This window comes from Paenibacillus sp. M2 (assembly GCF_046713495.1).
In the GTDB taxonomy this organism is placed as follows: Bacteria; Bacillota; Bacilli; order Paenibacillales; family Paenibacillaceae; genus Paenibacillus; species Paenibacillus amylolyticus_B.
This window is the reverse complement of record NZ_CP169648.1, coordinates 6,469,168-6,496,017: the sequence shown is the minus strand read 5'-3', so window position 1 is coordinate 6,496,017 and position 26,850 is coordinate 6,469,168. Positions and strand designations below refer to the sequence as shown.

The window sequence follows — 26,850 nt, the reverse complement described above, 5'->3', positions numbered from 1 at the left end:
GGACATGATTATGTCAGGAACATGTGTAAAGTTTGCGATAATCCTTTACGAAAAATCTCAAACAATGGTAAACTTTTAGTAACCCTGCACGTCAGGGAGTTTGGGTGAAATTCGTCGAATAATGCAAAATGCTGTTATAAAACTAAATTATAGGAGTGCTGAAGTGGCCAAAGTTAAAACCAAGTTTCAATGTACGGAATGCGGCTATGAAGCCCCCAAGTGGTACGGTAAGTGTCCGGGTTGTCAGTCATGGAATTCAATGGTGGAAGAAACAGAGACGGTGGTCAAAACACAAGGGAGAAATTCTCCTCTGTTTGACAGTAAAGATAAACCGCTTCCTATCATAGATATAGATAGCGGTCAGGAACCGCGTGTACAGACTGGAATCGGAGAGTTGAACCGGGTATTGGGTGGCGGAATTGTTCCGGGTTCACTCGTTCTGGTGGGCGGAGATCCGGGTATCGGTAAATCAACGTTGATGTTGCAGACGTCCCATGCTTTGACGCATTCGGGTTTGCGTGTGTTATATGTTTCCGGTGAGGAATCAGTCAAGCAGACTAAATTGCGGGCAGACCGCCTCGGGGCACTCTCTGCCGAGTTGTATGTATTGTGTGAAACCAATATGGAACGCGTAGAGGAAGCGGTGGATCAGATCCAGCCGCATTTTCTGGTCATCGACTCCATTCAGACGGTATATCTTCCCGAAGTTACCAGTGCGCCGGGTAGTGTAGCACAGGTAAGGGAATGTACGTCAAGGTTCATGCGGATTGCCAAAGGCAGAGGCATTGCAACGGTTCTTGTGGGGCATGTTACCAAAGAAGGTGCCATTGCCGGTCCACGTATGTTAGAACATATGGTGGATTGCGTGCTTTATTTTGAAGGAGAACGGCATCATACGTATCGCCTGCTGCGTGCGGTGAAGAACCGTTTTGGTTCCACCAATGAGATTGGTATTTTTGAAATGGGTGAGGATGGACTTCGTGAGGTGGGCAATCCGTCCGAACTCTTTTTGTCAGAACGTCCACTGGGTGTAGCAGGTTCAACGGTAGTTGCCAGTATGGAGGGTACACGCCCTCTGCTCGTGGAATTGCAGGCGTTGATCTCAACCACCCATTTCCCTTCTCCCCGCCGTATGGCAACAGGGGTAGATCTGCATCGGTTAAATCTTATCATTGCAGTGCTGGAGAAACGGATGGGTATGTTCTTACAGACCCAGGATGCGTATCTGAACGTGGCTGGTGGAGTACGATTGGATGAGCCCGCTGTAGATTTGGCGGTTGCCGTCAGCATTGCATCCAGTTTGAGAGATGTACCGACCAAGCCGGACGACGTCATCTTTGGCGAGATCGGTCTGACAGGTGAAGTTCGAGCCGTATCACGGGCCGAACAACGAGTGAAGGAAGCCGCAAAGTTGGGCTTCAAACGAGTCATTTTACCGGAAAAAAGCTTAAAGGGCTGGAAACATCCTCGCGGGATACAACTGATCGGTGTGAATACCGTGGCAGATGCACTAGCGGTTGCTTTAGATTAGGGGGCATAACAAGATGAAAGATATGAGCCAACTGGATAATATGAATGAGTTGTTAAGGCTGATCGCACCAGGTACACCTTTCCGCGAAGGTCTGGAAAATGTGCTGCGCGCCAAGACGGGCGCACTGCTTGTTGTAGGATACAGCCCTGAAGTCATGGAAGTGGTGGACGGGGGATTCTCGATTAACTGTGATTTCTCCCCAAACTACCTGTACGAACTCGCCAAGATGGATGGTGCCATTATTCTTAGCGAAGATTTGAAGCGTATTCTTTACGCCAATACCCAGTTAATCCCGGATTCATCTATCTCTTCATCAGAGACGGGGATTCGTCACCGGACGGCAGAGCGTGTAGCAAAGCAAACGGGTAAATTGGTCGTATCCATATCACAGCGTCGGAATATCATTACCTTGTATCAGGGAACACTTCGTTATTCCCTCAAGGAAATCGGGGTTATTTTGACCAAAGCGAATCAAGCGATTCAAACCCTGGAGAAATACAAAGCGGTATTAACACAGTCTCTTACGAATCTGAGTGCCTCTGAATTTGAGGAACTGGTGACGATTCCTGAAGTGGTTAATGTGATTCAGCGTACCGAAATGGTGATGCGGATCAAAACGGAGATCAAACGATACATTCATGAACTCGGGAATGAGGGACGACTCATCTCCATGCAAATGGAAGAGCTCGTGGGTACAACGGAAGAAGAAGCCTGGTTATTGTATAAAGACTATGCCCGTGACGACAGTGATGACAAAATCCGTGAAATTATTGTGGGACTGAAAAGATTGTCGGACGATGAGTTGTTGGATGCACATCATATTGTCCGTCTGCTCGGTTATCCTTCATCGGCGGCCACTTCAGAGGATTCGGTTGCACCTCGCGGATACCGGGTATTAAATAAGATCCCCCGCCTGCCCAATGTCATTATCCATAACCTGGTGGATCAATTCGAACAATTGCCTCATGTTATTATGGCTACAATTGAAGAACTGGACGAAGTGGATGGTATTGGTGAAGTTCGTGCCCGGACCATTAAGGAAGGCCTCAAACGTTTGCAGGAGCAAATGTTTATCGACAGACAGATGTAAGGGTTTGCCTATATAAAGGCTTGAAATGGATGAGGTGAAACAACGATGCTAACCAGATTCATTCCGAATCTCTTTACCCTGGGTAATCTGTTTCTTGGAATGATGGCAATTTTGCTTGCGATTGATGGAAATTACAGTTTGGCTGCCATTATGGTCATTGTAGCGATGCTGCTTGATGGTCTGGATGGCCGAGTGGCACGTGCACTTAATGCCCAAAGTGAATTCGGTAAGGAACTTGATTCCTTGTCTGACATGGTTTCCTTTGGTGCAGCACCAGCTCTGATCATATTTATGGTGTCGTTTCAAGAGTCGATGCCGATCCTCGCCTGGATTGCAACAGCGGCTTTTCCGATCTGTGGAGCCATTCGTCTTGCACGGTTTAACGTTCGTCCGGGTATTCCTGGATACTTCACAGGTCTGCCGATACCGGCAGCCGGCGGGGTACTGGCCACACTGTCCTTGTTCAATAAGGATATTGGCCCGGTTAGCATGATGATTGCTACATTGCTGTTATCGTATCTGATGGTGAGTTCGCTTAAATATCCCAATTTCAAAAAGGTCGGTTTGCCACGCAAGGCAATCTGGATTGCACCATGGGTTGTGTTATTTGCCATAGCCGTAGCCGTTATTTTCCCGGAGCAGTTATCCAAATTGATCTTTATTCCGTTGGTGTTATACGCCCTGTATGGAATGAAGCATAATGTGCGAACAGCGGCCTCACGTAGTCGGGCGAAAAAGCGCAAGGATGAGAAATCTTCCCGTCCTTCCGATCGTTAAGTCGCCTCGGGGACAGACACTATATAAAGAAAGCACGTACTCTCCTGAACTGGAGAATGCGTGCTTTTTGTTTATTCAGATCTATTTACGGTAAAAGAAACCCTTGCGAACGACATACATATCTTCTTACGACAGATTAAACATCCCTAACGTTGAACACTTCTGTGATTCGTGATTTACGACCTCTTCCATGTTAATGTCCAGCAGATTGCAGAGAGCCGACATGTAGAACAGGTTCCGCCCTAGCTCAGAGCTGATGACCTCTCTGCAGTTCTCACACAACTCACCTTCCACATGCGTTTCCAGCAGGCCCTTGGTTTGAGCGATATCGCTCTCCGGGGCATATTTCTGCTTGGTGGCGTGCAGCTCAATGCAGCCGCATTCGGTAATGGCTTTGGACACGGCACGGTTAACAGACGCTCCGGCTTGTCCCGTTTTGGACAGTACATCAATCAGGCTGCGATGACGCAACAACAGTTCAGAAACTTGATCCTGGAAAGCCTGTAAACTTAGCGTACTCATTTTGCCACTCACCTCGGGATATGAATTGAATTCATTATATGCCAATAATTTACCTACTTTCAACTGACGATTGCAACATTTCCAAAAAGTTCTTCCAGATGGGATTAGCAATTCAGGAATTGGATCATACTGGATATAAAGATCAAGATACATTGAAGGAGGTGCAGGGACTAATGTGGAAAAAAGGCATTTTAACTTTTACAGGATTGTGCGGTGCATGGTTCGGCTACACGGCATATCATCTGGCAGGAAAATCGGTCCCATGGATGGCGGAGTGGATTCAGTCAGCAGGATTACTGGGAGCTGGTATATCAACGCTGCTGGGAGCTGTAATGTTTATGGCTGTATGTAATATTGGTGGAACATTGATGGCAGACAGGTTGCATAGTGGAATTGACTCATTGGCAAAAGTACCTATGAACGAATTGGCTGCAGGTGCCGCAGGTACAGTTGCAGGATTGCTCGTGGCCTTGTTACTTTACCCTGTTGTGGGATGGATGGGGACGGCAGGAGAAGTGCTGCAAGTGGCGCTGACAGTGATTAGTGCTTATTCCGGTTATACCCTTGCCATGGCGAAGAAAGACGACCTGGGGGCCTTCTGGATGTCTGGACGATGGGGTCATCCCGAGGTGGACGAGGACAGACGGATGGAAGAACATAAAATTCTGGATACCAGTGTTATTATCGATGGGCGTATCGCTGATATATGCAAAACCGGATTTATTGAAGGCACGATCGTAATTCCGGAATTTGTTCTGGAGGAGTTACAGCATATTGCTGATTCATCGGATCTGCTCAAGCGGAACAGAGGACGGCGTGGACTGGACATTTTGAACAAAATCCAGAAGGAACTTGATGTAAAAGTCCTGATCTACGAGGGGGATTTCGAGGAAATCTCCGAGGTGGACAGCAAACTGGTTAAACTGGCAAAAGTGCTTCAGGGAAAAGTGGTCACCAATGACTTTAACCTGAACAAAGTGTGCGAACTCCAGGGTGTATCTGTGTTGAACATTAATGATCTCGCCAATGCGGTTAAGCCGGTTGTTCTGCCAGGTGAGGAGATCATGGTGCAGATCATCAAGGATGGCAAGGAGCATGGTCAAGGTGTAGCTTATCTGGATGATGGCACAATGATCGTTGTGGAAGGCGGACGCGAGTATATCGGCATGATGATGGAAGTGCTGGTGACCAGTGTGTTGCAGACTTCAGCAGGACGAATGATTTTTGCCAAGCCGAAACTGTTGGAAAAAGCCCAATAAAGCGGTATGATGGGTAGTGTATCGTTGAATGATATTGTATATCTTTGGACGATAAACTGACAGACAAGGCAGGGATTGCAGCATGGATAAAGGGTGGGGCGTTGTCATTGTGGCAGCAGGTCGCGGAACCCGGATGGGGACGACCGAGAGCAAACAGTTTCTGTTGCTGCAGGACAAGCCCGTTTTCATACATACGCTTGAGGTATTTGCTGCGCTGGACGAGATCCGCGAGATGGTGCTGGTCACAGGAACCGCAGATGTTGAACGTTGCCAGGATTGGGTAAAAGAATACCAACTGGATTCACGTGTCCGTGTTATCCCGGGAGGGAAAGAGAGACAACATTCTGTCCATAAAGGCCTTGAGGCACTTGGGACGGATTGGGTTCTCGTTCACGACGGGGTACGTCCTTTTGTAAACCATGAGCAGATCAAGGGATGCATGGCGGCCGCCATAGCCGGTAATGGAGCAGCTGTACTTGCGGTTCCCGTGAAGGATACGATCAAACAAGTGAATGCGGAAGGAGTCGTTACGGCGACGCCAGACCGCAGCAGTCTGTGGAGCATTCAAACCCCGCAGGCTTTTCGTCTTTCTTCCCTGCTCTCCGCCTACGAATCAGCCGAGCAGGACGGATTTCTGGGGACAGATGATGCCATGCTGGCTGAACGTCAGGGAATGTCGGTCAAGGTTGTGGAAGGCAATTATACCAATATCAAATTAACAACGCCGGAAGATTTGCAATATGCTGCGTTTTTGCTGGGGGGAGAGAAGAAGCGATGATACGTGTAGGACAGGGATTTGATGTACATCAGCTGGTAGAGGGACGCCCGTGTATTATTGGCGGAGTAACGATTCCTTATGAAAAAGGACTGCTGGGTCACTCGGACGCAGACGTGCTGTTGCACGCGATTAGTGATGCCATTTTGGGTGCGCTGGCACTCGGGGATATTGGCAAGCATTTCCCGGATACCGATCCGGAATTCAAAGATGCCGACAGCCTGAAATTGCTGGAGCATGTATGGCAGCTTGTGAAGGATCGCGGTTATAAGTTGGGGAATATTGACTCAACGATTATTGCCCAAAAGCCGAAGATGGCTCCTTACATCCCACAGATGGCTGAGGTTATTGCCAAGGCACTGGAAGCGGATGTAACACAGGTGAACGTGAAAGCAACCACAACAGAGCAACTGGGATTCCCTGGACGGGGAGAGGGCATTGCCGCTCAGTCCGTTGTTTGCCTTGTACGTGTGTGATATCATCAATAAATTAGTGACGGAGGGGATCATATGAGCACGGATATTCGTGTGCGTTACGCGCCGAGCCCAACGGGACACCTGCATATCGGGAATGCCCGTACGGCGCTGTTTAACTATTTATATGCCAAACATAATAACGGTAAATTCATTATTCGTATTGAAGATACGGACGTGAAACGGAATATTGCCGGTGGTGAAGAAAGCCAACTGAAATACCTGAAATGGCTCGGAATTGAGTGGGACGAAAGTATTGACGTGGGCGGAGAATACGGACCATACCGTCAAACGGAACGTCTGGACCTCTATCGTAAATATACGCAGGAATTGCTGGATAAAGGTCTGGCTTACCGTTGCTTCTGCACGGAAGAAGAATTGGAGCAAGAGCGCGAGGAACAGTCAGCACGTGGAGAAACACCGCGTTATTCTGGCAAACACCGTGACCTGACTCCAGAGCAAATTAGTGCGTTTGAAGCGGAAGGCCGTGTAGCGAGTATTCGTTTCCGTGTGCCGGAAGAGCGCACATATACGTTTGATGATATGGTTAAAGGCACAATCTCGTTCAACAGCAAGGAATCCGGTGACTTCGTCATTGTGAAAAAAGACGGCATTCCCACATACAACTATGCCGTTGCTGTGGATGATCACTTGATGAAGATCTCCCACGTCCTGCGTGGGGAAGATCACATCTCGAACACGCCGCGTCAACTGATGATCTATGAAGCGCTTGGCTGGGAGCCGCCGCAATTCGGCCATATGACGCTGATCGTGAATGAAAATCACAAGAAGCTGAGTAAACGGGATGAATCCGTTATTCAGTTTATTGAGCAGTATGATCAGCTCGGCTATTTGCCTGAAGCGATGTTTAACTTCATTTCCCTGCTTGGCTGGTCGCCGGAAGGGGAAGAAGAGATCTTCTCGCAAGAGCAGCTGATCTCCATTTTTGATACGAAACGCCTGTCCAAGAGCCCGGCGGTATTTGATACCCACAAGCTGGCTCACTTGAACAACCACTATATCAAACATGCTGACCCGGAACGGATTGCCGAAATGGCCATTCCGCATCTGCAAAAGGCTGGACGTATTTCTTCCGAGCTGTCTGCTGAACAAAAAGAATGGGCTTATACTCTGGTACACCTGTACCAGGAGCAAATGAATTCTGCCTCTGATATTGTCGAATTGTCGGAAGTATTCTTCCGTTCCAATCTGGAGCTTGAAAGTGAAGGAGAAGCAGTGCTTGCGGAGGAGCAGGTGCCAACCGTACTGAAGGCATTTGCGGATAAAGTACAGGCAAGCGAAGAGTTTACTCCGAGCAAAATGGCTGCATTGATCAAGGAAGTACAGAAAGAAACCGGTTTTAAGGGCAAACAGCTCTTTATGCCAATTCGTGTAGCCTTGACTGGACAGACACATGGACGGGATCTGAACCAAACGATCGTACTTCTGGGTCGGGATACGGTGATCGAACGTTTGCTTGCACAAGTAAAATAATTTTAGTCGAAGACATTCCGTTTATATGGAATCTGAACACAGTCTATGAAGTATGGATTACGTAGGAGGCTGTTGTCAGTCTGAGGCCTTTTCGCTATAATAACAACACAACGAATAATTGATATGATTTATCTAATAGAACAGCAAAGATCGGGAGAAGTAGACTGACCCGGACAGATTCAGAGAGGATGGTCCCGTGGCAAAGAAAGATTTCTTTGGTTGCGGTGGCTGTGAGCCATCCACTGTCCATCAGTCGAAATGCACCCGTGAGCTGCATAGCCGAATCCAGCCCCGCCTTTGTCGATCATGACATGGGAAAACGTTAGGATAGGTTGTGACGATTGGTTTCCGTTACCAAACCGCTTGAGGGCTCATTCTATTTAAGGATGGACCGAGCAGAGTGGGACCGCGATAAACGCCTCTGCAGCTAAATGCTGCAGGGGCGTTTTTTGTTTAGGCGAGTGTGCAGTACACTACCAAGGAACGCGCCGTCCGGTAAGCCGGAGGACGGGAACCTGAACAAGAGGGGAACGAGCATGTTCAAGAAGATCAGATCAGATATCCAGGCGGTGTTTGAGAACGATCCGGCAGCCCGGGGATGGTTTGAAGTGGTATTTACCTACTCAGGGCTGCACGCGATATGGGCACACCGGATTGCACATTTTTTATACAAACGAAGATGGTTCTCGTTCGCCAGGTTCATTTCACAGGTAAGTCGATTCATGACAGGAATTGAGATACATCCTGGAGCTACGATCGGAAATCGGTTGTTTATTGACCATGGAATGGGCGTCGTTATTGGGGAAACATGTGAGATTGGCGATGATGTTGTTATCTATCAGGGGGTTACCCTCGGCGGAACAGGGAAAGAAAAAGGAAAGAGACATCCGACCATTGGCAATAATGTGGTTATCTCATCCGGAGCCAAAGTGCTGGGTTCATTTAGCGTGGGGGATCAAAGCAACATTGGGGCAAACTCCGTTGTGCTTAAGGAGGTCCCTTCCAATAGCACCGTGGTAGGTATACCGGGCAGAATTGTTAAACAGGATGGCCGACGGGTAGATCGCCTCAGTCAGCAATTGCCCGATCCGGTCGTTGACTCCTTGCGCAGTATGCAAAAAGAACTCGAACGATTGCAGAAAGAAGTACGTACACTACAGAATGCCCGTGAAAATGAGACTGTGCGTGATACGTGATACAATAAAATAAGGCAGTATAGGATGAAAGGATAAGTGACCATGACGCTTCAGATTTATAATACGATGAGTCGTACCAAAGAGGAATTTGTTCCCCAAGAGCCAGGGAAAGTGAAAATGTATGTTTGCGGACCAACGGTATATGACTACATTCATATCGGGAATGCACGCCCGGTTATCTTTTTCGACACAGTTCGCGGATACCTGGAACAGACCGGGCATGATGTGAACTATGTGGTGAACTTCACGGATGTGGACGATAAGCTGATTCGCAAAGCAGAACAACTTGGAACAGATGTTCCTCACGTGGCTGAGAAATTTATTGCTGCCTATTATGAAGACCTTGAGGGACTGGGTATTCCCAAGGCAAGCAGCAATCCGAGAGTAACGGAAAACATGCCGCTGATCATTGATTTTATCCGTGAGCTCGTTGAAAAAGGGTTTGCGTATGAAAATGGCGGTGACGTTTATTATCGCACAGGCAAATTCAGCGAATATGGCAAACTTTCGAAACAAAACCTGCAGGAGCTGCAATTTGGAATCCGTGTGGGTGTGGATGAGCGCAAAGAGCATCCCGAAGATTTTGTGCTCTGGAAGGCTGCCAAACCAGGTGAGATCTATTGGTCCAGTCCTTGGGGCGATGGTCGACCAGGCTGGCATATTGAGTGCTCCGCCATGGCTAGGGAGTACCTTGGGGATACACTGGACATTCACGGGGGTGGACAGGATTTGCAGTTCCCGCACCATGAGTGCGAATGCGCCCAATCCGAAGTATTAACAGGTAAACCACTTGCGAACTACTGGATGCATAATGGATTCATCCGGATTGATAACGAGAAGATGTCAAAATCACTCGGTAATGGTGTTTTGGTTAAAGACTTGCGGAATCAATATAAACGCGAAGCGATTCGTTATTTCATGTTGTCTACCCACTATCGCAACCCATTGAACTTCACGGATGATACGATGGAGCAGGCACAGAACAGTGTGGACCGGATTGCGAATGCGGTAGGTAACTTGAACCATCGTCTGAATGCAGTAACTGTTGATCAGGATATCACAGCAGAGTTTGCGGCAAGACTCGACCAAATTCGTCAGCAGTATCACGAGAAGATGCAGGATGATTTCAATACTCCTGATGCAATTACTGCGATGTTTGAGTGGGCAGGGGAAGCCAACCAACTGTTGCAGCAAGAAGTAGTTAATGCGGCAGACATTCGTGCGCTCCTCGAGTTGTTCAGTGAATTGAATGCTGTGCTGCGCATCTATACTGACGCAGAGCCGGAACTTCTGGATGAGGAAGTGGAACGTCTGATTGAAGAGCGTGTAGAAGCGCGTAAGTCGAAAAACTGGGCAAGAGCGGATGAAATTCGTGATGAATTGTCTGCACGTGGCATTCTGCTTGAAGATACGGCGCAGGGCATGAGATGGCGGCGCAAATGAGCGAAGGACATCCAAATACACCAAAACAACAGGAGCAGGTCACAGACGGAGGATGGTTCCCATATCCTCCTTCCAGACCTGCGAGGTTGATTCCACCTATTGCACTGGCCTATATTGGTGATGCGGTATATGAGGTAGCTGTTCGTCAATATCTGTTGTCGAAGGCCAACATGCGTCCCAATCATTTGCACCGTAGTGCAACCGGGTTGGTATCAGCGAAGGCACAGAGCCGCATACTTACAACGATTGAGGCTGAACTGACAGAGGAAGAACGTGATATCGTCCGGCAAGGGCGGAATGCCAAGTCGGGTAGTGTACCCAAAAATGCAGATGTGTTGGAATACAGACATGCCACGGCTTTTGAATGTCTCATTGGTTACCTCTACAGCAGTGGTCATCACGATCGCATGATTGAACTGATCGGGCTTGGCATTGAGCACGCGGAGCAACAATCACCGACACAAAAATAGAAATTTCAACAAAACAACGCATTACAGAGAGGATCGAACAACGATGGAAGAAGAATGGATCGCCGGTAAACACTCCGTGACGGAGGCGCTGCGTTCAGGCCGGACCATTAACAAAATATGGATTGCCGATACAGCACAGAAACATCTGACTCAACCTATTATCTCGGAAGCTAAAAAGCTAGGTATTGTCATTCAACACGTGGACAAGCGTAAGCTGGATCAAACGGTACCAGGCATTCAGCATCAGGGTGTAGTTGCTCAAGCGGCACCTTACGCTTATGTGGAGGTAGAAGACATTCTTGCCGCAGCAAAAGCGAAGAATGAGCATCCTTTCCTGATTCTGCTGGATGAGATTGAAGATCCTCATAACCTGGGGTCAATTTTGCGGACAGCAGATTGCACGGGTGCGCATGGCGTCATTGTACCCAAACGTCGCTCGGCAGCGGTAACCGTGACAGTATCCAAAACATCAGCAGGCGCTGTGGAGTACGTGCCAGTGGCTCGGGTAAGTAATCTTGGACAGACCATTGATCGCCTCAAAGAGGAAGGTGTATGGGTTGTAGGGACAGATGTCACGGCTCATGAAGGTGTCTTTGGTAATGGAGTCTTTACTGGCCCTGTGGCATTGGTAATCGGAAATGAGAACAAGGGAATGGGACGACTTATTCGTGAGAAATGCGATGTGCTGATCAAATTACCAATGCAAGGTCAGATTAATTCCCTGAATGCTTCCGTGGCAGCCGGGGTTGTCATGTATGAAGTGCTCCGTTCGCGTCAAGCGCAGGAATAGAAGGTATGGCTGATTCCCGTGATGTGCTTCTTGTAGACGGGTACAACATGATTGGCGACTGGCCGGAATTAACCAAACTGGCGGAAAGTGGGCTCGAAGAGGCACGTAACAGGCTTCTCTTTCGTCTAGCAGACTACCAGGCTTTCTCCGGCCGGCGAGTCATTGTTGTGTTTGACGCCTACCTCGTGCCTGGACTCGGTAAATCCTTTACTCAGAGCAAAGTGCAGATCTATTTTACAAAGGAAAAAGAGACGGCAGACGAATGCATTGAGAGACTCGTTCGGGAACTAAGCATGCGAAGACGCCAAATCTATGTGGCTACGAGCGATATGGTAGAGCAACATGTTATATTTGGACAGGGAGCGCTACGTGTATCTGCGAGGGAGTTGCTAATTGAAGTTGAGCAGAACGAAAAAGATTTAAAAAAACGACTGGAAGAAGATCAGGCGAGGACCACGCGTAACACACTCGGTGGCAAGTTGAGTCCCGATGTATTAAAAGAGTTTGAGCGATGGCGCCGGGAATAACAGCACGTTTTTACAGAATTTAGAATATTGAAACTCTTGACATTTATGTTATTGATGTTCTTTTTTAGGCAGAGCGTGGTTGACGGTGTGAGGTACCATCATATATACTGATCCTATATTTCATAGAGTAGAGTAACGGGGTACCTTGCGTTGCAGCCGGAGGGATTGTCTGTGAGTGTCGACCTCAAAGATATCATGTTATCCAAGTATGATTACCAAAGTGACGAAGACATTGTCGAAGCTTTCCGTGAAGGCGAAAGCGAAGCGTTAGAGTTTCTAATTAACAAATATCGTAACTTTGTACGCGCCAAGGCAAGATCTTATTTTCTGATTGGGGCAGACCGGGAAGATATTATTCAAGAAGGAATGATTGGCCTCTACAAATCCATTCGAGATTTTAAAGGGGACAAGCTGGCTTCGTTCAAGGCTTTTGCCGAACTGTGTATTACAAGACAGATCATCACGGCGATTAAGACAGCAACACGTCAGAAGCATATTCCGCTTAATTCTTATGTATCTCTGGACAAGCCTATTTATGACGAAGAGTCTGATCGTACGTTACTCGATGTGATTTGTGGAACCCAGGTCAGTGATCCGGAAGAACTTATCATCAATCAGGAAGAGTTTGTGGGCCTGGAAGATAAAATGTCCGAGATTCTGAGTGATCTGGAACGTAAAGTATTGATGTTGTATCTGGACGGGAGATCTTATCAAGAGATTGCAGTTGATTTGGACAGACATGTGAAGTCCATTGATAATGCACTTCAGCGCGTCAAGCGCAAACTTGAAAAGTACCTGGAAGTTCGAGATAATTAAACACATGTTGTCGTTGACGGAAAAGGCTCGGTGTTTGAGTCTTTTTTTAGTGTCTCAAGTTTATAAAATCTAAGAATGTTTATACTAGTAATCGCTCGGTCCATGCAGGAGAAGAGAAAAAACAGAGATGAGAAACGAATGTACGTTGTACGGAAGTAATACCCAATGAATGAAAGGCTATTCTTTCATTGACATGGTTATACCCTTGTGATAAAGTGTTTTAGGTAGGCCTAAATTTATGGCTTTTTTTCAGGATCAATTTAGAGACTCTGCTTGAATGTGGAAGTCTTCGGGAGGTGTACATCATGCGGGTAATTATTACTTTGGCTTGTACTAACTGCAAACAAAGAAATTACACTACGACAAAAAACAAGCGTAATCACCCCGACCGCATGGAGATGAAGAAATTTTGCAAGTTTTGTAACGAGCAGACTTCTCATCGCGAAACCAGATAGTTTTTGGAGGTGTCGGCGTGAAACGAAGTTTCAAATCTCTGATTTCCTTTTTCTCAGAAAGCTGGGCTGAACTTAAAAAAGTTCGCTGGCCTAATCGTAAAGAGCTGACCAACTACACATTGATCGTACTTGGTACTGTTGTGGTTATGACGCTGTTTTTTTGGGTCATTGACATTGGCATCTCCTTTGTGATCGAAGCGATTATTTAAGAAGGGTTCCGGTGGCTTGATATGGAAAAAAGATGGTACGTCGTTCATACCTATTCAGGGTATGAGAACAAGGTCAAAGCCAATTTGGAAAAACGCGTAGAGTCTATGGGCATGGAAGACAAGATATTCCGCGTTCTTGTTCCTATGGAAGAAGAAGTGGTAAACAAGGACGGTAAGAAAAAAACCGTTATGCGTAAAGTTTACCCCGGTTATGTCTTGGTGGAAATGGTACAGACGGATGATTCTTGGTATGTTGTTCGCAACACACCAGGTGTTACAGGATTTGTCGGTTCGACAGGTTCTGGGTCCAAACCAACTGCATTGTTGCCTGAAGAAGTGGAACAAATTCTGAAGCACATGGGTATGGTTGAACCTAAACCGAAAATTGAGTTCGATATTAAGGAATCCGTACGTATTAAAGTCGGCCCTTTTGCGAATTTCGTAGGCTCCGTGGAAGAAATTTTGGTAGACAAAAGCAAGTTGAAAGTGCACGTGAACATGTTTGGACGGGAAACACCGCTTGAGTTGGAATACACGCAAGTGGAGAAGATATAGTCTCTTCAAGTTTCTTGTGGGAGGGTTGAAAAACCCGTTAACCACTATTTTGCAAGGAGGTGTCAATCATGGCGAAAAAAGTTATTAAAATGGTAAAACTGCAGATTCCAGCAGGTAAAGCAAACCCAGCACCACCAGTAGGTCCGGCTTTGGGTCAAGCAGGTGTCAACATCATGGCATTCTGTAAAGAATTCAACGCTCGTACAGCTGATCAAGCGGGATTGATTATTCCAGTTGAAATTTCTGTATTCGAGGACCGTTCCTTTACTTTCATCACTAAAACTCCACCAGCAGCAGTTCTGTTGAAAGTGGCAGCTAAAGTTGAAAAAGGATCCGGCGAACCGAACAAGAAAAAAGTTGCTACAGTTAAACGTGATGCGGTACGTCAAATCGCAGAAACAAAAATGCCTGACCTGAATGCAGCAGACGTTGAGTCCGCTATGCGTATGGTCGAAGGTACTGCCCGCAGCATGGGTATCACCATCGAAGACTAATTTTCATAAGAAACATGGCTTCGTAAAACCGGTCGATTCGCGACCGGTTGATGTGGGAGGTATATCCGCTAACACCACAAAGGAGGAATAAAACATGGCTAAACACGGTAAAAAATACCTGGAAGCTGCTAAGCTGATTGACAGCGAAGCAACTTACGAGCCTTCAGAAGCTGTAGAGCTTGTGAAAAAGGCAGCTACTGCAAAATTCGATGAAACAATCGAAGCAGCAGTTCGTTTGGGTGTAGACCCTCGTAAGCAAGACCAGGCTGTACGTGGTGTTGTTGTCTTGCCACACGGCACAGGTAAAACACAACGCGTATTGGTATTTGCGAAAGGTGACAAAGCGAAAGAAGCGGAAGCGGCTGGCGCGGACTATGTTGGTGATGCAGACATGATCAACAAAATCCAACAAGGCTGGTTCGAATTCGACGTCTGCGTAGCGACACCAGATATGATGAGTGAAGTAGGTAAATTGGGCCGACTGCTCGGCGGTAAAGGTCTGATGCCTAACCCTAAAGCCGGAACGGTAACTTTCGATGTAACTAAGGCTGTTCAAGAAATTAAAGCTGGTAAAATCGAATATCGTCTGGATCGTGCAGGTCAAATTCATGCACCGATTGGTAAAGCTTCTTTCTCTTCTGAGCAACTTAATGAGAACTTCAAAGCTCTCATGGAAGCTCTGAATCGTGCTAAACCAGCGGCAGCAAAAGGTGTTTATCTGAAGAATGTTAGTCTTTCTTCCACGATGGGACCTGGCGCACGCGTGAACGCAGCAGCTTTTAGATAATATCTCTTGACAGGCTTGTCCTGTTTTTGATAAGATATAAAAGTTGTGAGTCCGAGTGACTGACCGTTGACATTTGAATATGCTTGCCGTAGACAGTAGGTGCCATTTGGCTTAATTTCCTGCCGAGGTGTGATTATAGAACTTAGAACGATGCAAATCGATGATGAGTATATATCAAGCCTTCGTGATTCTACGGAGGCTTTTCTTAATGGGATAAATTTGATCAGGAGGTGTACAGATTGGCAAACGCAAAAGTGATTCAAGCAAAACAAGAATCCGTTGATGCAGTAACAGCTAAATTGCGCGAGAGCGTTACAACTGTTGTTGTTGACTATCGCGGATTGAACGTTGCCCAAGTAACTGAGTTGCGTAAGCAACTTCGTGAAGCAGGCATCGAATTCCAAGTGCTGAAAAACTCGTTGCTTCGCCGTGCAGCTGCAGCAGCAGAACTGACAGAACTCGATAGTGTTCTTACAGGTCCTACTGCAATTGCATTCAGCGTAAATGACGTTGTGGCTCCAGCTAAAATTCTGAACGACTTCGCGAAAAAGAACGATGCACTGGAATTGAAAGGTGCAGTCGTAGAAGGTCGCGTAATCGGAGTAGAAGAAGTTAAGGCATTGGCAGAACTGCCATCCCGCGATGGACTCCTCTCCATGCTCCTCAGCGTGCTTCAAGCGCCAGTGCGCAACTTCGCGCTTGCGGTTAAAGCAGTTGCAGAAAAAGAAGAACAAGGCGCGTAAGCAACTTGATCTGAATGCTGCTTAGGCGGCAAATGAATTTAAAAAAATAATATTATATATGGAGGTTCACTCATGAGTAAAGAGCAAATCTTGGAAGCAATCAAAGGCATGACTGTACTGGAATTGAACGATCTTGTTAAAGCAATCGAAGAAGAATTCGGCGTAACTGCTGCAGCTCCAGTAGCTGCTGCAGGTGCAGTAGCTTCTGCTGAAGCTGAGCAATCCGAGTTCGACGTAATCTTGACTAGCGCTGGTGCTTCCAAAATCAACGTTATCAAAGCAGTTCGCGAAATCACAGGTCTTGGCCTGAAAGAAGCAAAAGAATTGGTTGACAACGCTCCAAAAGCATTGAAAGAAAAAGTTGCTAAAGAAGAAGCAGAAGCGGTTAAAGCTAAGCTTGAAGAAGCAGGCGCTTCAGTTGAAGTTAAATAATTTAGCTATTACAAGCTAAATGAACAAAACAACAAACCCCTTGACTTATATCAAGGGGTTTGTTGCTGTAATTGTAAATGGAAAGTGAGTGAGGGCATGTCCAATCATTATTTTTCGGACAAACCGCAAGTGGCGCATGATCGCAGAGCAACTGAAGCGGTTCTTCGCGGATTCAGTCTGCGATTCGTGACGGATGCCGGTGTGTTTTCCAAAAATGGAATCGATTATGGCAGCAGAGTGTTGATTGATGCGATAGAGTTGCCATCAGGGGCTCATGTTCTCGATGTGGGCTGTGGATACGGGCCAATGGGTCTTACAGCAGCCAAACTTGTACCGGATGGGCATGTCACCATGATCGATATCAACGAGAGAGCCGTTGAACTTTCCAGGGAAAATGCAAAAGCGAACGGAATTAACAATGTTACGGTATTGCAAAGTAATCTACTGGCTGAAGTGAAAAAGCAAGATTTTGACGTTGTCCTAACCAACCCGCCTATACGGGCTGGGAAAGAGACGGTTCATACTATTTTCGAACAGGCACATCGCCATCTGAAGGTAGGCGGTTCGTTGTGGATTGTCATTCAGAAAAAACAAGGAGCCCCGTCAGCGAAAGCGAAATTGGAATCTTTGTTTGGAAGAGTGGAAGAAGTGACGAAGGATAAAGGCTATCGGATTTTCAAAGCGGTGAAAACGGAAGAGGTATCTACTATAAGCTGAATCCGAGTTTGTAAAGTAAGCAGGGGATCATTTTTTTTGCAATAGGACTATTGACTTGAAATTCAGGTCGTGGTATAGTTGTAAAATGTCAGTATTAAGATGCCCTACTTGGCTTTAGCTAACTAAAAATGTCAACCTTTTTTTTACGCCGAACGGGCTTATTATGCCTACGTTTGGCGTATAATATGTACATTTTGGGCAAACTGGGGATAAGAATGATTTGGAAAGACATCCGCCGATCAAAGTTGCTCTTTTTTCGAACGACATTTCGAGTAAGGGCTTTTCTTTATTTGTGGATGCATTGCTTTGCTCTGTATGTGTACCATTATAAGGTTACAAACAGAGGTTCGCAACGAAATTTTTAAAGTGAGTAGACATTGAGGGGTGAGTTTAAGTTGGCAGGACATCTTGTTCAATATGGTCGACGCACTCGGCGCAGTTATGCACGAATTAACGAGATACTCGAAGTTCCGAACCTGATTGAAATCCAACAAAAATCCTATGATTGGTTTTTGGAGGAAGGGTTGCGCGAAATGTTCCAGGATATCTCGCCGATCCAGGATTTTACAGGTAACTTGATTTTGGAATTTATCGATTACAGTCTCGGTGAACCGAAGTATACAGTAGACGATGCGAAAGAGCGTGACGTTACGTATGCAGCACCGCTTCGGGTCAAAGTCCGGCTCATTAATAAGGAAACCGGCGAAGTCAAAGAGCAGGAAGTATTCATGGGAGATTTCCCGCTGATGACCAACACGGGCACATTTATTATTAATGGTGCGGAACGGGTTATTGTCAGCCAGTTGGTTCGCTCTCCTAGCGTTTACTTCAGTACCAAAGTAGATAAAAACGCCAAAAAAACGTATACCGCTACAGTTATTCCTAACCGCGGCGCTTGGTTGGAACTGGAGATGGACGCGAAGGATGTTGTTTACGTCCGGATCGACCGTACACGTAAAATACCGGTTACGGTTCTCCTGCGTTCACTTGGTTTTGGCACAGATGCTGAGATTCTGGATCTGCTCGGTAATGACGAATATATCCGCAACACTCTGGACAAAGACAACACGGATTCCACGGAGAAAGCACTCATTGAGATCTATGAGCGTCTTCGTCCGGGCGAGCCGCCGACGCTGGATAATGCGAAAAGCTTGCTCGTAGCACGTTTCTTTGATCCAAAACGTTATGACCTGGCTAATGTAGGTCGTTACAAAATGAATAAAAAACTGCACATCAAAAACCGTTTGTTTAACCAGCGCTTGGCTGAGTCACTTGTTGACGCTGAGACTGGTGAAATCATTGCTGAAGCAGGTCAAATGGTTGATCGTCGTTTGTTGGATGAAATCATGCCGTATCTGGAGAAGAGCGTTGGATTCCGCACGTATCACGTGGGTAACGGCGTTTTGGATGCCAATGATATCCCTATGCAAACGATTGATGTGTTCTCACCAACTGAAGATGGTAAAGTGGTTAAACTGATTGCCAATGCAAACATTGACAAGTCCGTTAAAAACGTGACACCGGCGGATATCATTTCGTCCATCAGTTATTTCCTTAACCTTCTGCAGGGAATTGGTAGCACGGATGATATCGATCATCTGGGTAACCGTCGTTTGCGTTCGGTGGGTGAACTCCTGCAGAACCAGTTCCGTATCGGTTTGTCCCGTATGGAGCGTGTGGTTCGTGAGAGAATGTCCATTCAGGATGCTAACGTAATTACACCACAGGCTTTGATTAACATACGTCCTGTTATTGCGTCGATTAAAGAGTTCTTTGGTAGCTCTCAGTTGTCACAGTTTATGGATCAAACAAACCCGCTGGGTGAGCTGACACATAAACGTCGTTTGTCCGCACTCGGACCCGGTGGTTTGACGCGTGAGCGCGCAGGTATGGAAGTGCGTGACGTCCATCCATCCCACTATGGCCGTATGTGTCCAATCGAGACTCCAGAGGGACCAAACATTGGTTTGATCAACTCCTTGTCTACATTCGCTCGTGTGAATGAATATGGCTTCATTGAAGCTCCATATCGTTGGGTTGATCCGAAGACAGGTATTGTAACCGAGCAAATTGATTACCTGACAGCGGACGAAGAGGACAACTATGTTATCGCGCAAGCGAATGCGAAGTTGAACGAAGACGGTACATTTGAAGAAGAAGCGATCATTGTACGTTACAACAAACAGTCGGATAACATCCTTACGATGCCGAGTGAACGAGTTGACTACATGGACGTATCTCCTAAACAGGTTGTATCCGTCGCGACAGCGCTGATCCCGTTCCTTGAGAACGATGACTCCAACCGTGCACTCATGGGATCTAACATGCAGCGGCAGGCGGTTCCACTCTTGATTCCTAAAGCACCACTTGTAGGTACAGGTATGGAACACAAAGCTGCAAAAGATTCTGGTGTATGTATTGTCTCCGATTATGACGGAATTATCGAACGTTCTTCTGCGAACGAGATTTGGGTCCGTCGTGTTGAAGAAGTGGACGGTCAGGAAGTTAAAGGCGATATCGTTAAATATAAATTACACAAATTTATGCGTTCGAACCAAGGAACATGCATTAACCAGCGTCCGATTGTCAAAAGAGGTGCCGCTGTCAAAGCTGGTGATATCCTCGCTGATGGTCCTTCAACGGAAATGGGTGAATTGGCTCTGGGACGTAACGTTGTTGTTGCCTTCATGACTTGGGAAGGTTACAACTACGAGGATGCGATCTTGCTCAGTGAAAAACTCGTTAAGGAAGATGTATACACATCCATCCATATCGAGGAGTATGAGTCAGAAGCACGTGATACCAAGCTTGGACCTGAAGAGATCACACGTGACATCCCTAACGTTGGGGAAGAAGCGTTGCGTAACTTGGATGAGCGCGGTATTATCCGCATCGGTGCTGAGATCAGTGCTGGCGACATTCTGGTTGGTAAAGTAACACCTAAGGGTGTAACAGAGCTGACAGCAGAAGAACGTCTCTTGCATGCGATCTTTGGTGAGAAAGCACGTGAAGTACGTGATACTTCCTTGCGTGTACCACATGGTACTGACGGTATCGTAGTAGACGTGAAAGTATTTACCCGTGAAAACGGTGATGAGCTACCTCCAGGTGTTAACCAACTCGTTCGTGTATATATTGCTCAAAAACGGAAAATTTCCGAGGGTGATAAAATGGCCGGACGTCACGGTAACAAAGGGGTCGTGGCCCGCATCTTGCCGGAAGAAGATATGCCTTTCCTGCCAGACGGTACACCGGTTCAGATCGTTCTTAACCCACTGGGCGTACCTTCCCGGATGAATATCGGTCAAGTACTCGAGGTTCACTTGGGTATGGCGGCGATGCAACTGGGTATTCACGTTGCAACTCCTGTATTCGACGGAGCGAAGGAGTATGACGTCTTCGATACGATGGAAGAAGCAGGTATGCAACGTAATGGTAAAACTGTCCTGTATGATGGTCGTACAGGTGAAGAGTTTGAACGTGAAGTTACCGTAGGTGTCATGCACATGATCAAATTGGCACACATGGTTGATGATAAAATCCATGCCCGTTCCACGGGTCCTTACTCACTTGTTACGCAACAGCCATTGGGTGGTAAAGCCCAATTTGGTGGACAGCGTTTCGGGGAGATGGAAGTATGGGCGCTTGAGGCATACGGTGCAGCTTATACACTGCAAGAAATCTTGACTGTTAAATCCGATGACGTTGTTGGTCGGGTTAAAACGTATGAATCCATTGTCAAAGGTGAGAATGTTCCGGAACCAGGCGTTCCTGAATCATTCAAAGTATTGATCAAAGAGCTGCAAAGCTTGGGTATGGACGTTAAGATTTTGAGTGAAGATGAGCAAGAGATTGAAATGAGAGAAATGGACGATGAAGATGACGCTGCGAGCGATAAGCTCAGCCTCAACCTTGAGGGTACAGAGGTCGGAGCGGAATAAACCGCTTCGAGCGCATGATGACCGGCGTTTTTCATCAGGCTCACGTCTTGCTCCGGCTTCGGCCGGAGTGGGCGTAACCTAGATTACAGGAATTGGTTAAGGAGGGTTGCTCCTTGTTGGACGTCAACAATTTCGAATACATGAAGATCGGGCTTGCTTCCCCAGAGAAAATTCGTTCTTGGTCCCGCGGAGAAGTGAAAAAACCGGAAACGATCAACTATCGTACGTTGAAACCGGAAAAAGAAGGGCTATTCTGCGAAAAGATTTTTGGCCCTACAAAAGACTGGGAATGTCATTGCGGTAAATACAAACGCGTCCGTTATAAAGGCGTTGTCTGTGATCGTTGTGGCGTTGAAGTAACACGTGCGAAAGTACGCCGCGAACGGATGGGCCATATTGAGCTCGCTGCTCCGGTATCGCATATCTGGTACTTCAAAGGTATTCCGAGCCGTATGGGTCTTGCTCTGGATATGTCTCCAAGATCTCTTGAAGAGATTATTTATTTTGCATCATATGTTGTAACTGATCCAGGAGAAACTCCACTGGAGAAAAAACAGCTGTTGTCCGAGAAAGAGTACCGCAGCTACCGTGAAAAATACGGTTATGGTTTCCATGCTGGCATGGGCGCAGAAGCGGTTAAAAAATTGCTTCAAGATCTTGACATAGACAAAGAGCTCGAGTTCCTGAAAGAAGAGCTCCGGACTGCGCAAGGACAACGTCGTAATCGTGCAATCAAACGTTTGGAAGTTATCGAAGCATTCCGCAACTCCGGCAACAAGCCAGAGTGGATGATCATGGATGTACTTCCTGTTATCCCGCCGGAACTTCGTCCAATGGTACAGTTGGATGGTGGACGTTTTGCAACGTCTGACTTGAATGACTTGTATCGCCGTGTAATCAACCGGAACAACCGTCTGAAACGTCTGCTTGATCTGGGCGCGCCAGATATTATCGTGCAAAATGAAAAACGGATGTTGCAGGAAGCTGTTGACGCATTGATCGATAATGGTCGTCGTGGACGCCCGGTAACGGGTCCTGGTAACCGTCCATTGAAATCTCTCAGCCACATGCTGAAAGGTAAACAAGGACGTTTCCGTCAAAACTTGCTCGGTAAACGGGTTGACTATTCTGGTCGTTCCGTTATCGTTGTTGGACCTTACCTGAAAATGTATCAGTGTGGTCTGCCGAAAGATATGGCACTTGAATTGTTCAAGCCTTTTGTTATGAAAGAGCTTGTAAATAAAGGGCTTGCCCACAACATCAAGAGCGCAAAACGTAAAGTTGAGCGTGTAAGTCCTGAAGTATGGGATGTTCTTGAAGAAGTAATCAAGGAGCATCCGGTTCTGTTGAACCGTGCCCCTACGCTTCACAGACTCGGTATTCAAGCATTTGAACCGATTCTCGTTGAAGGTAAAGCAATTCGTCTTCACCCGCTCGTATGTACGGCATACAATGCCGACTTTGACGGTGACCAAATGGCCGTGCACGTTCCGTTGTCCGCTGAAGCTCAAGCGGAAGCGCGTATCCTGATGCTTGCATCGGGTAACATTTTGAACCCGAAAGACGGTAAACCGGTTGTTACTCCTTCCCAGGATATGGTGCTTGGTTCTTACTACCTCACTATGGACAACAAGGAAGAAAAGGGCACAGGTATGATCTTGCGTACAGTTAACGAAGCTGTATCGGCATACCAACGTGGTACTGCTGGTCTGCATGCTCGTGTAGCTATTCCGGTTAAGGCGCTTGGTAAAACAAGCTTCACGGAAGAGCAGCAAGAAGGAATGTTGCTGACAACTATCGGTAAAATTATCTTCAATGAAATTTTCCCGGCAAGCTTCCCGTATATCAATGATGCGACTCGTGCTAACCTGTACCAAGGTACTGCAGATCACTCATTTGTATATGAAAAAGGTGCTGATCTCAGAGAAGCTATTATGAATGCTCCTCTGGCTGGCGGTGTCGGTAAAGAATACCTCGGCTCCATCATCGCACGATGTTTTGAAATTTATCACACAACGGAAACAGCCGTTATTTTGGATAAAATCAAACAACTTGGTTTCACATACTCTACACGTGCCGGTATTACTGTTGCGGTATCTGATGTTATCGTTCCGCCTGAGAAGTTTGAAATTCTTAGACAATCTGAGGAAAAAGCACAAATCGTTACGAATCAGTACCGTCGTGGTCTGATTACGAATGAAGAGCGCTATGACCGTATCATTGATATCTGGTCAAAATCCAAAGATGACATAACTGAGATTCTGATGAAGTCCATGGATCGTTACAACTCGATCATGATGATGGTAGACTCCAAAGCACGGGGTAACAAATCGCAAATCACCCAATTGGGCGGTATGCGTGGTCTGATGGCCAACCCATCCGGTCGAATTATCGAACTCCCAATTAAATCGAACTTCCGTGAAGGTCTGACAGTACTCGAGTACTTTATCTCCACTCACGGAGCGCGTAAAGGTTTGGCGGATACAGCCCTGCGTACAGCCGATTCAGGTTACCTGACTCGTCGTCTCGTAGACGTAGCCCAAGACGTAATCGTGCGTGATGATGATTGTGGTACAGATAAAGGCTTTACGGTAAGTCGTATCCAGGATGGTAAAGAGGTTATCGAAGACCTCTACGACCGTATTGAAGGCAGATACTGCTTCGAGACTCTTCGTCATCCGGAAACGAAAGAAATCATTGTAGGTCGCAATGAATTGATTGACTCCGATAAAGCAGAAGCGATTATCAAAGCAGGTATTACTAAATTGCAAATCCGCTCCGTCCTCAGCTGCCGCGCAAGTCATGGTGTCTGCAAGAAGTGTTATGGTCGCAACCTCGCGACTGGTAAACACGTGGAGATTGGTGAAGCAGTTGGTATTATCGCAGCACAGTCCATTGGTGAGCCAGGAACACAGCTTACAATGCGTACGTTCCATACCGGTGGTGTAGCCGGAGACGATATTACGCAAGGTTTGCCGCGTATCCAGGAGTTGTTTGAAGCTCGTAATCCTAAGGGTCAAGCAACGATCAGTGAGATTGATGGTGTAGTTAAAGAGATTCGCGAAGCGAAGGATCGTCGTGAAATCGAAATTCAAGGTGAGGCGGAATCCAAAGTTTACTCCGTTACCTACGGTTCCCGTGTACGCGTAAGCGAAGGCATGGAAGTTGAAGCGGGTGATGAGTTGACAGACGGTTCCATTGATCCAAAAGAGATGTTACGGATTAAAGGCATACGTGGTGTACAGAACTACATTCTGCAGGAAGTACAACGCGTATATCGTAACCAAGGCGTAGAAATTAACGATAAGCACGTTGAAGTTATGATCCGTCAAATGCTGCGTAAAATCCGTATCGTAGATGCAGGAGATACAACGCTGTTGCCAGGATCGTTCGTGGATATGCATGAGTACGAAAGAGCTAACAAAATTGCGATTCTTAGTGATAAAGAGCCGGCGGTTGCTAAACCAATCCTGCTCGGTATTACGAAAGCATCCCTGGAAACAGACTCCTTCCTCTCGGCGGCTTCGTTCCAAGAAACTACACGTGTATTGACAGATGCAGCGATCAAAGGTAAAGTCGATCAGTTGCTCGGTCTGAAGGAAAATGTAATTATCGGTAAATTGATTCCTGCAGGTACAGGTATGCACCGTTACCGCAGCATCAAATTTGCTGAGCCAGAAGATGGCCAATCTTCAGTGGAAGAACTTGAGCCAGTTTCGGTTGATTAAATATATTTCTTCTTAATTAGAGGAGAGTGAAAGTTTTGTGCGTCAGGAGACGGACGTTTGTATAATACAGGCGGACGAATCCTGATGTACGTAAACTTTTAAAAAATGTTTTAGGATTAGCATTGACAATGCTTGCGCTAGATGCTAATATATCAAAGGTGCGTGGGCAGCTGATTGTACATGGTTCTATTCGGAGGAATACACAATGTCTAATGAAAAAGCCTTGCAAGATGCTCATGTCAAAATAGGTACCAAACAGACCATGCGGATGGTGCAGACAGGTATGGCTTCTGAAGTCTATGTCGCAGAAGATAGTGATCCGCAGCTTACTTCCAAAATCATTGCTTTGTGTGAACAACACAATGTGAAATGCACGAAAGTGGATACAATGAAAAATCTCGGCAAGGCTTGCGGGATTGGAGTAGGAGCAGCTATGGCTGCTGTCGTAAAATCATAGGGTAAGGAACGTTTTTGTCCGAGAACTTTTAAGGATTCTCCAAGGCAAAAACTTTTCATTTGTCTTTTTATGAACCGCCTGGGTCTGTGGGCTTAGTGCAAAGAGGTTTATAAAGAAACATGAATATTTGAGGAAGGGGGTGGCAATCACATGCCAACTATTAACCAACTGGTTCGTAAAGGACGTCAAGCAAAAGTTGAGAAGTCAAAATCTCCAGCTTTGCAAAAAGGATTCAACGCTTTGAAACGTGAATCTACTAACATCAGTGCCCCACAAAAACGTGGTGTCTGCACTCGTGTAGGTACAATGACTCCACGTAAACCAAACTCTGCACTTCGTAAGTATGCCCGTGTTCGTTTGACGAACCGTCTCGAGGTTACTGCTTATATCCCGGGAATCGGACATAACCTTCAAGAACACAGTGTGGTATTGATCCGCGGAGGTAAAGTTAAAGACCTTGCAGGAGTTCGTTATCACATCGTTCGTGGAGCTCTCGATACTGCTGGTGTAAACAACCGTATGCAAGCTCGTTCGAAATACGGCGCTAAACGTCCAAAAGCTAAAAAAGCCTAAACTATTATAGGCAGATAGCCTGAAAGCCTTCTGGTCTAAGTCTGGAAGGTACAGGATCTGCTGAACAAGAAAGAAAGGGGGATATCCATGCCACGCAAAGGTCCAGTTACGAAAAGAGACGTTCTGCCTGATCCGTTATATAACAGCAAGTTGGTTACTCGTTTAATCAACCGCATTATGATCGGCGGAAAACGCGGTGTTGCTCAAAGCATTCTGTATAATGCGTTCAAGTTGATTCAAGAACGTACGGGTAATGACCCTATGGAAGTATTTGAAGCAGCAATCAAGAACATCATGCCAGTCCTGGAAGTTAAAGCTCGCCGTGTCGGCGGTGCCAACTACCAAGTACCAATCGAGGTGAAACCAGAGAGACGTACTGCTCTGGGATTACGTTGGCTCGTGAACTACTCCCGCAACCGCGGTGAGAAAACAATGGAAGAGCGTTTGGCGGCTGAGATCATCGACGCTTCCAACAACACAGGCGCTTCCGTTAAAAAACGTGAAGATACGCACAAAATGGCTGAAGCGAACAAAGCGTTTGCTCACTACCGTTGGTAGGATTCAGTTCACAATAAAAAAAAACTTCAATTTTGAAG

At 46.5% G+C, this 26,850-nt stretch carries 27 protein-coding genes and 1 other annotated feature; of the genes, 26 read left to right on the top strand and 1 reads right to left on the bottom strand.

Features of this window, described 5'->3' with window-relative positions; all coding sequences use genetic code 11:
- The first annotated feature begins 163 nt into the window (after nt 1-163).
- Genes radA through pssA form a run of 3 tightly spaced genes read left to right on the top strand, consistent with a single transcriptional unit; the run spans nt 164 to nt 3,398 of the window.
- Nucleotides 164-1,531 carry a DNA repair protein RadA gene (gene radA, locus ACETMN_RS29770; protein ID WP_036671578.1) on the top strand — a complete coding sequence of 456 codons (1,368 nt, stop codon included), beginning with the start codon at nt 164-166 and terminating at the stop codon, nt 1,529-1,531.
- A gap of 13 nt (nt 1,532-1,544) precedes the next feature.
- Entirely contained in the window at nt 1,545-2,621 is a 1,077-nt protein-coding gene (disA, locus tag ACETMN_RS29765; protein WP_091020517.1) for a DNA integrity scanning diadenylate cyclase DisA, read from the top strand.
- Between the two features lie 45 nt (nt 2,622-2,666).
- On the top strand, nt 2,667-3,398 hold the full coding sequence (pssA, locus tag ACETMN_RS29760) for a CDP-diacylglycerol--serine O-phosphatidyltransferase (RefSeq protein ID WP_091020519.1): 732 nt from the start codon (nt 2,667-2,669) through the stop codon (nt 3,396-3,398).
- A 126-nt stretch (nt 3,399-3,524) separates the two neighbouring features.
- Here the strand turns inward: pssA and ACETMN_RS29755 are convergent, their stop codons facing one another.
- On the bottom strand, nt 3,525-3,920 hold the full coding sequence (locus ACETMN_RS29755; protein WP_017692049.1) for a hypothetical protein: 396 nt from the start codon (nt 3,918-3,920) through the stop codon (nt 3,525-3,527).
- A gap of 173 nt (nt 3,921-4,093) precedes the next feature.
- Here ACETMN_RS29755 and ACETMN_RS29750 point away from each other — a divergent pair, with 173 nt between their 5' ends.
- From ACETMN_RS29750 to rpsG, 23 genes are all read left to right on the top strand, one after another.
- Nucleotides 4,094-5,179, top strand: coding sequence for a PIN/TRAM domain-containing protein (locus ACETMN_RS29750; RefSeq protein WP_047841132.1), 1,086 nt, complete (start codon nt 4,094-4,096; stop codon nt 5,177-5,179).
- Between the two features lie 82 nt (nt 5,180-5,261).
- Nucleotides 5,262-5,957 carry a 2-C-methyl-D-erythritol 4-phosphate cytidylyltransferase gene (gene ispD / locus ACETMN_RS29745; RefSeq protein ID WP_091020521.1) on the top strand — a complete coding sequence of 232 codons (696 nt, stop codon included), beginning with the start codon at nt 5,262-5,264 and terminating at the stop codon, nt 5,955-5,957.
- A complete protein-coding gene (ispF, locus tag ACETMN_RS29740; protein WP_017692052.1) occupies nt 5,954-6,430 on the top strand; it encodes a 2-C-methyl-D-erythritol 2,4-cyclodiphosphate synthase in 477 nt (158 codons plus the stop codon). The genes ispD and ispF overlap by 4 nt, the downstream gene beginning before the upstream one ends.
- 33 nt (nt 6,431-6,463) lie before the next feature.
- Nucleotides 6,464-7,921 (top strand): glutamate--tRNA ligase, encoded by a 1,458-nt coding sequence (gene gltX / locus ACETMN_RS29735; RefSeq protein ID WP_036607153.1) that lies wholly within the window; start codon nt 6,464-6,466, stop codon nt 7,919-7,921.
- A gap of 536 nt (nt 7,922-8,457) precedes the next feature.
- On the top strand, nt 8,458-9,117 hold the full coding sequence (gene cysE / locus ACETMN_RS29730) for a serine O-acetyltransferase (RefSeq protein ID WP_091020522.1): 660 nt from the start codon (nt 8,458-8,460) through the stop codon (nt 9,115-9,117).
- Between the two features lie 42 nt (nt 9,118-9,159).
- Nucleotides 9,160-10,560, top strand: coding sequence for a cysteine--tRNA ligase (gene cysS, locus ACETMN_RS29725; protein ID WP_091020524.1), 1,401 nt, complete (start codon nt 9,160-9,162; stop codon nt 10,558-10,560).
- Nucleotides 10,557-11,030 carry a Mini-ribonuclease 3 gene (locus ACETMN_RS29720; protein WP_105602470.1) on the top strand — a complete coding sequence of 158 codons (474 nt, stop codon included), beginning with the start codon at nt 10,557-10,559 and terminating at the stop codon, nt 11,028-11,030. Before cysS ends, ACETMN_RS29720 begins: the two co-directional genes overlap by 4 nt.
- Before the next feature lie 43 nt (nt 11,031-11,073).
- The gene (rlmB, locus tag ACETMN_RS29715; RefSeq protein WP_017692057.1) at nt 11,074-11,820 is read left to right on the top strand and encodes a 23S rRNA (guanosine(2251)-2'-O)-methyltransferase RlmB; all 747 of its coding nucleotides are present in this window, start codon (nt 11,074-11,076) and stop codon (nt 11,818-11,820) included.
- Nucleotides 11,821-11,825: 5 nt separating this feature from the next.
- A complete protein-coding gene (locus ACETMN_RS29710; RefSeq protein WP_091020528.1) occupies nt 11,826-12,347 on the top strand; it encodes an NYN domain-containing protein in 522 nt (173 codons plus the stop codon).
- Between the two features lie 171 nt (nt 12,348-12,518).
- Complete coding sequence (gene sigH, locus ACETMN_RS29705) at nt 12,519-13,163, top strand: RNA polymerase sporulation sigma factor SigH (protein WP_017692059.1); 645 nt, start codon at nt 12,519-12,521, stop codon at nt 13,161-13,163.
- Nucleotides 13,164-13,468: 305 nt separating this feature from the next.
- Nucleotides 13,469-13,618 (top strand): 50S ribosomal protein L33, encoded by a 150-nt coding sequence (gene rpmG, locus ACETMN_RS29700; protein ID WP_072735843.1) that lies wholly within the window; start codon nt 13,469-13,471, stop codon nt 13,616-13,618.
- Between the two features lie 17 nt (nt 13,619-13,635).
- Nucleotides 13,636-13,827 carry a preprotein translocase subunit SecE gene (gene secE / locus ACETMN_RS29695; protein ID WP_017692060.1) on the top strand — a complete coding sequence of 64 codons (192 nt, stop codon included), beginning with the start codon at nt 13,636-13,638 and terminating at the stop codon, nt 13,825-13,827.
- A gap of 21 nt (nt 13,828-13,848) precedes the next feature.
- The gene (gene nusG, locus ACETMN_RS29690; RefSeq protein WP_024633599.1) at nt 13,849-14,382 is read left to right on the top strand and encodes a transcription termination/antitermination protein NusG; all 534 of its coding nucleotides are present in this window, start codon (nt 13,849-13,851) and stop codon (nt 14,380-14,382) included.
- A gap of 68 nt (nt 14,383-14,450) precedes the next feature.
- Nucleotides 14,451-14,876: a 50S ribosomal protein L11 gene (rplK, locus tag ACETMN_RS29685; RefSeq protein WP_017692062.1), complete on the top strand. Its 426-nt coding sequence runs from the start codon at nt 14,451-14,453 to the stop codon at nt 14,874-14,876.
- A gap of 94 nt (nt 14,877-14,970) precedes the next feature.
- Nucleotides 14,971-15,663: a 50S ribosomal protein L1 gene (rplA, locus tag ACETMN_RS29680; protein WP_017692063.1), complete on the top strand. Its 693-nt coding sequence runs from the start codon at nt 14,971-14,973 to the stop codon at nt 15,661-15,663.
- Nucleotides 15,664-15,731: 68 nt separating this feature from the next.
- Nucleotides 15,732-15,879: a sequence feature (ribosomal protein L10 leader region), on the top strand.
- Between the two features lie 23 nt (nt 15,880-15,902).
- Nucleotides 15,903-16,406, top strand: coding sequence for a 50S ribosomal protein L10 (gene rplJ, locus ACETMN_RS29675; RefSeq protein ID WP_091020530.1), 504 nt, complete (start codon nt 15,903-15,905; stop codon nt 16,404-16,406).
- A gap of 72 nt (nt 16,407-16,478) precedes the next feature.
- Nucleotides 16,479-16,838, top strand: a complete 360-nt coding sequence (gene rplL, locus ACETMN_RS29670; protein ID WP_017692065.1) for a 50S ribosomal protein L7/L12 — start codon at nt 16,479-16,481, stop codon at nt 16,836-16,838.
- A gap of 96 nt (nt 16,839-16,934) precedes the next feature.
- Nucleotides 16,935-17,555, top strand: a complete 621-nt coding sequence (locus tag ACETMN_RS29665; RefSeq protein WP_091020532.1) for a class I SAM-dependent methyltransferase — start codon at nt 16,935-16,937, stop codon at nt 17,553-17,555.
- 395 nt (nt 17,556-17,950) lie between these two features.
- Complete coding sequence (gene rpoB / locus ACETMN_RS29660) at nt 17,951-21,496, top strand: DNA-directed RNA polymerase subunit beta (protein WP_091020534.1); 3,546 nt, start codon at nt 17,951-17,953, stop codon at nt 21,494-21,496.
- A gap of 113 nt (nt 21,497-21,609) precedes the next feature.
- A complete protein-coding gene (rpoC, locus tag ACETMN_RS29655; protein WP_091020536.1) occupies nt 21,610-25,224 on the top strand; it encodes a DNA-directed RNA polymerase subunit beta' in 3,615 nt (1,204 codons plus the stop codon).
- A gap of 205 nt (nt 25,225-25,429) precedes the next feature.
- Nucleotides 25,430-25,681 carry a ribosomal L7Ae/L30e/S12e/Gadd45 family protein gene (locus ACETMN_RS29650; RefSeq protein ID WP_036607175.1) on the top strand — a complete coding sequence of 84 codons (252 nt, stop codon included), beginning with the start codon at nt 25,430-25,432 and terminating at the stop codon, nt 25,679-25,681.
- A 150-nt stretch (nt 25,682-25,831) separates the two neighbouring features.
- On the top strand, nt 25,832-26,254 hold the full coding sequence (gene rpsL / locus ACETMN_RS29645) for a 30S ribosomal protein S12 (RefSeq protein ID WP_017692070.1): 423 nt from the start codon (nt 25,832-25,834) through the stop codon (nt 26,252-26,254).
- Nucleotides 26,255-26,341: 87 nt separating this feature from the next.
- Nucleotides 26,342-26,812 carry a 30S ribosomal protein S7 gene (gene rpsG / locus ACETMN_RS29640; RefSeq protein ID WP_017692071.1) on the top strand — a complete coding sequence of 157 codons (471 nt, stop codon included), beginning with the start codon at nt 26,342-26,344 and terminating at the stop codon, nt 26,810-26,812.
- Nucleotides 26,813-26,850: the final 38 nt, after the last annotated feature.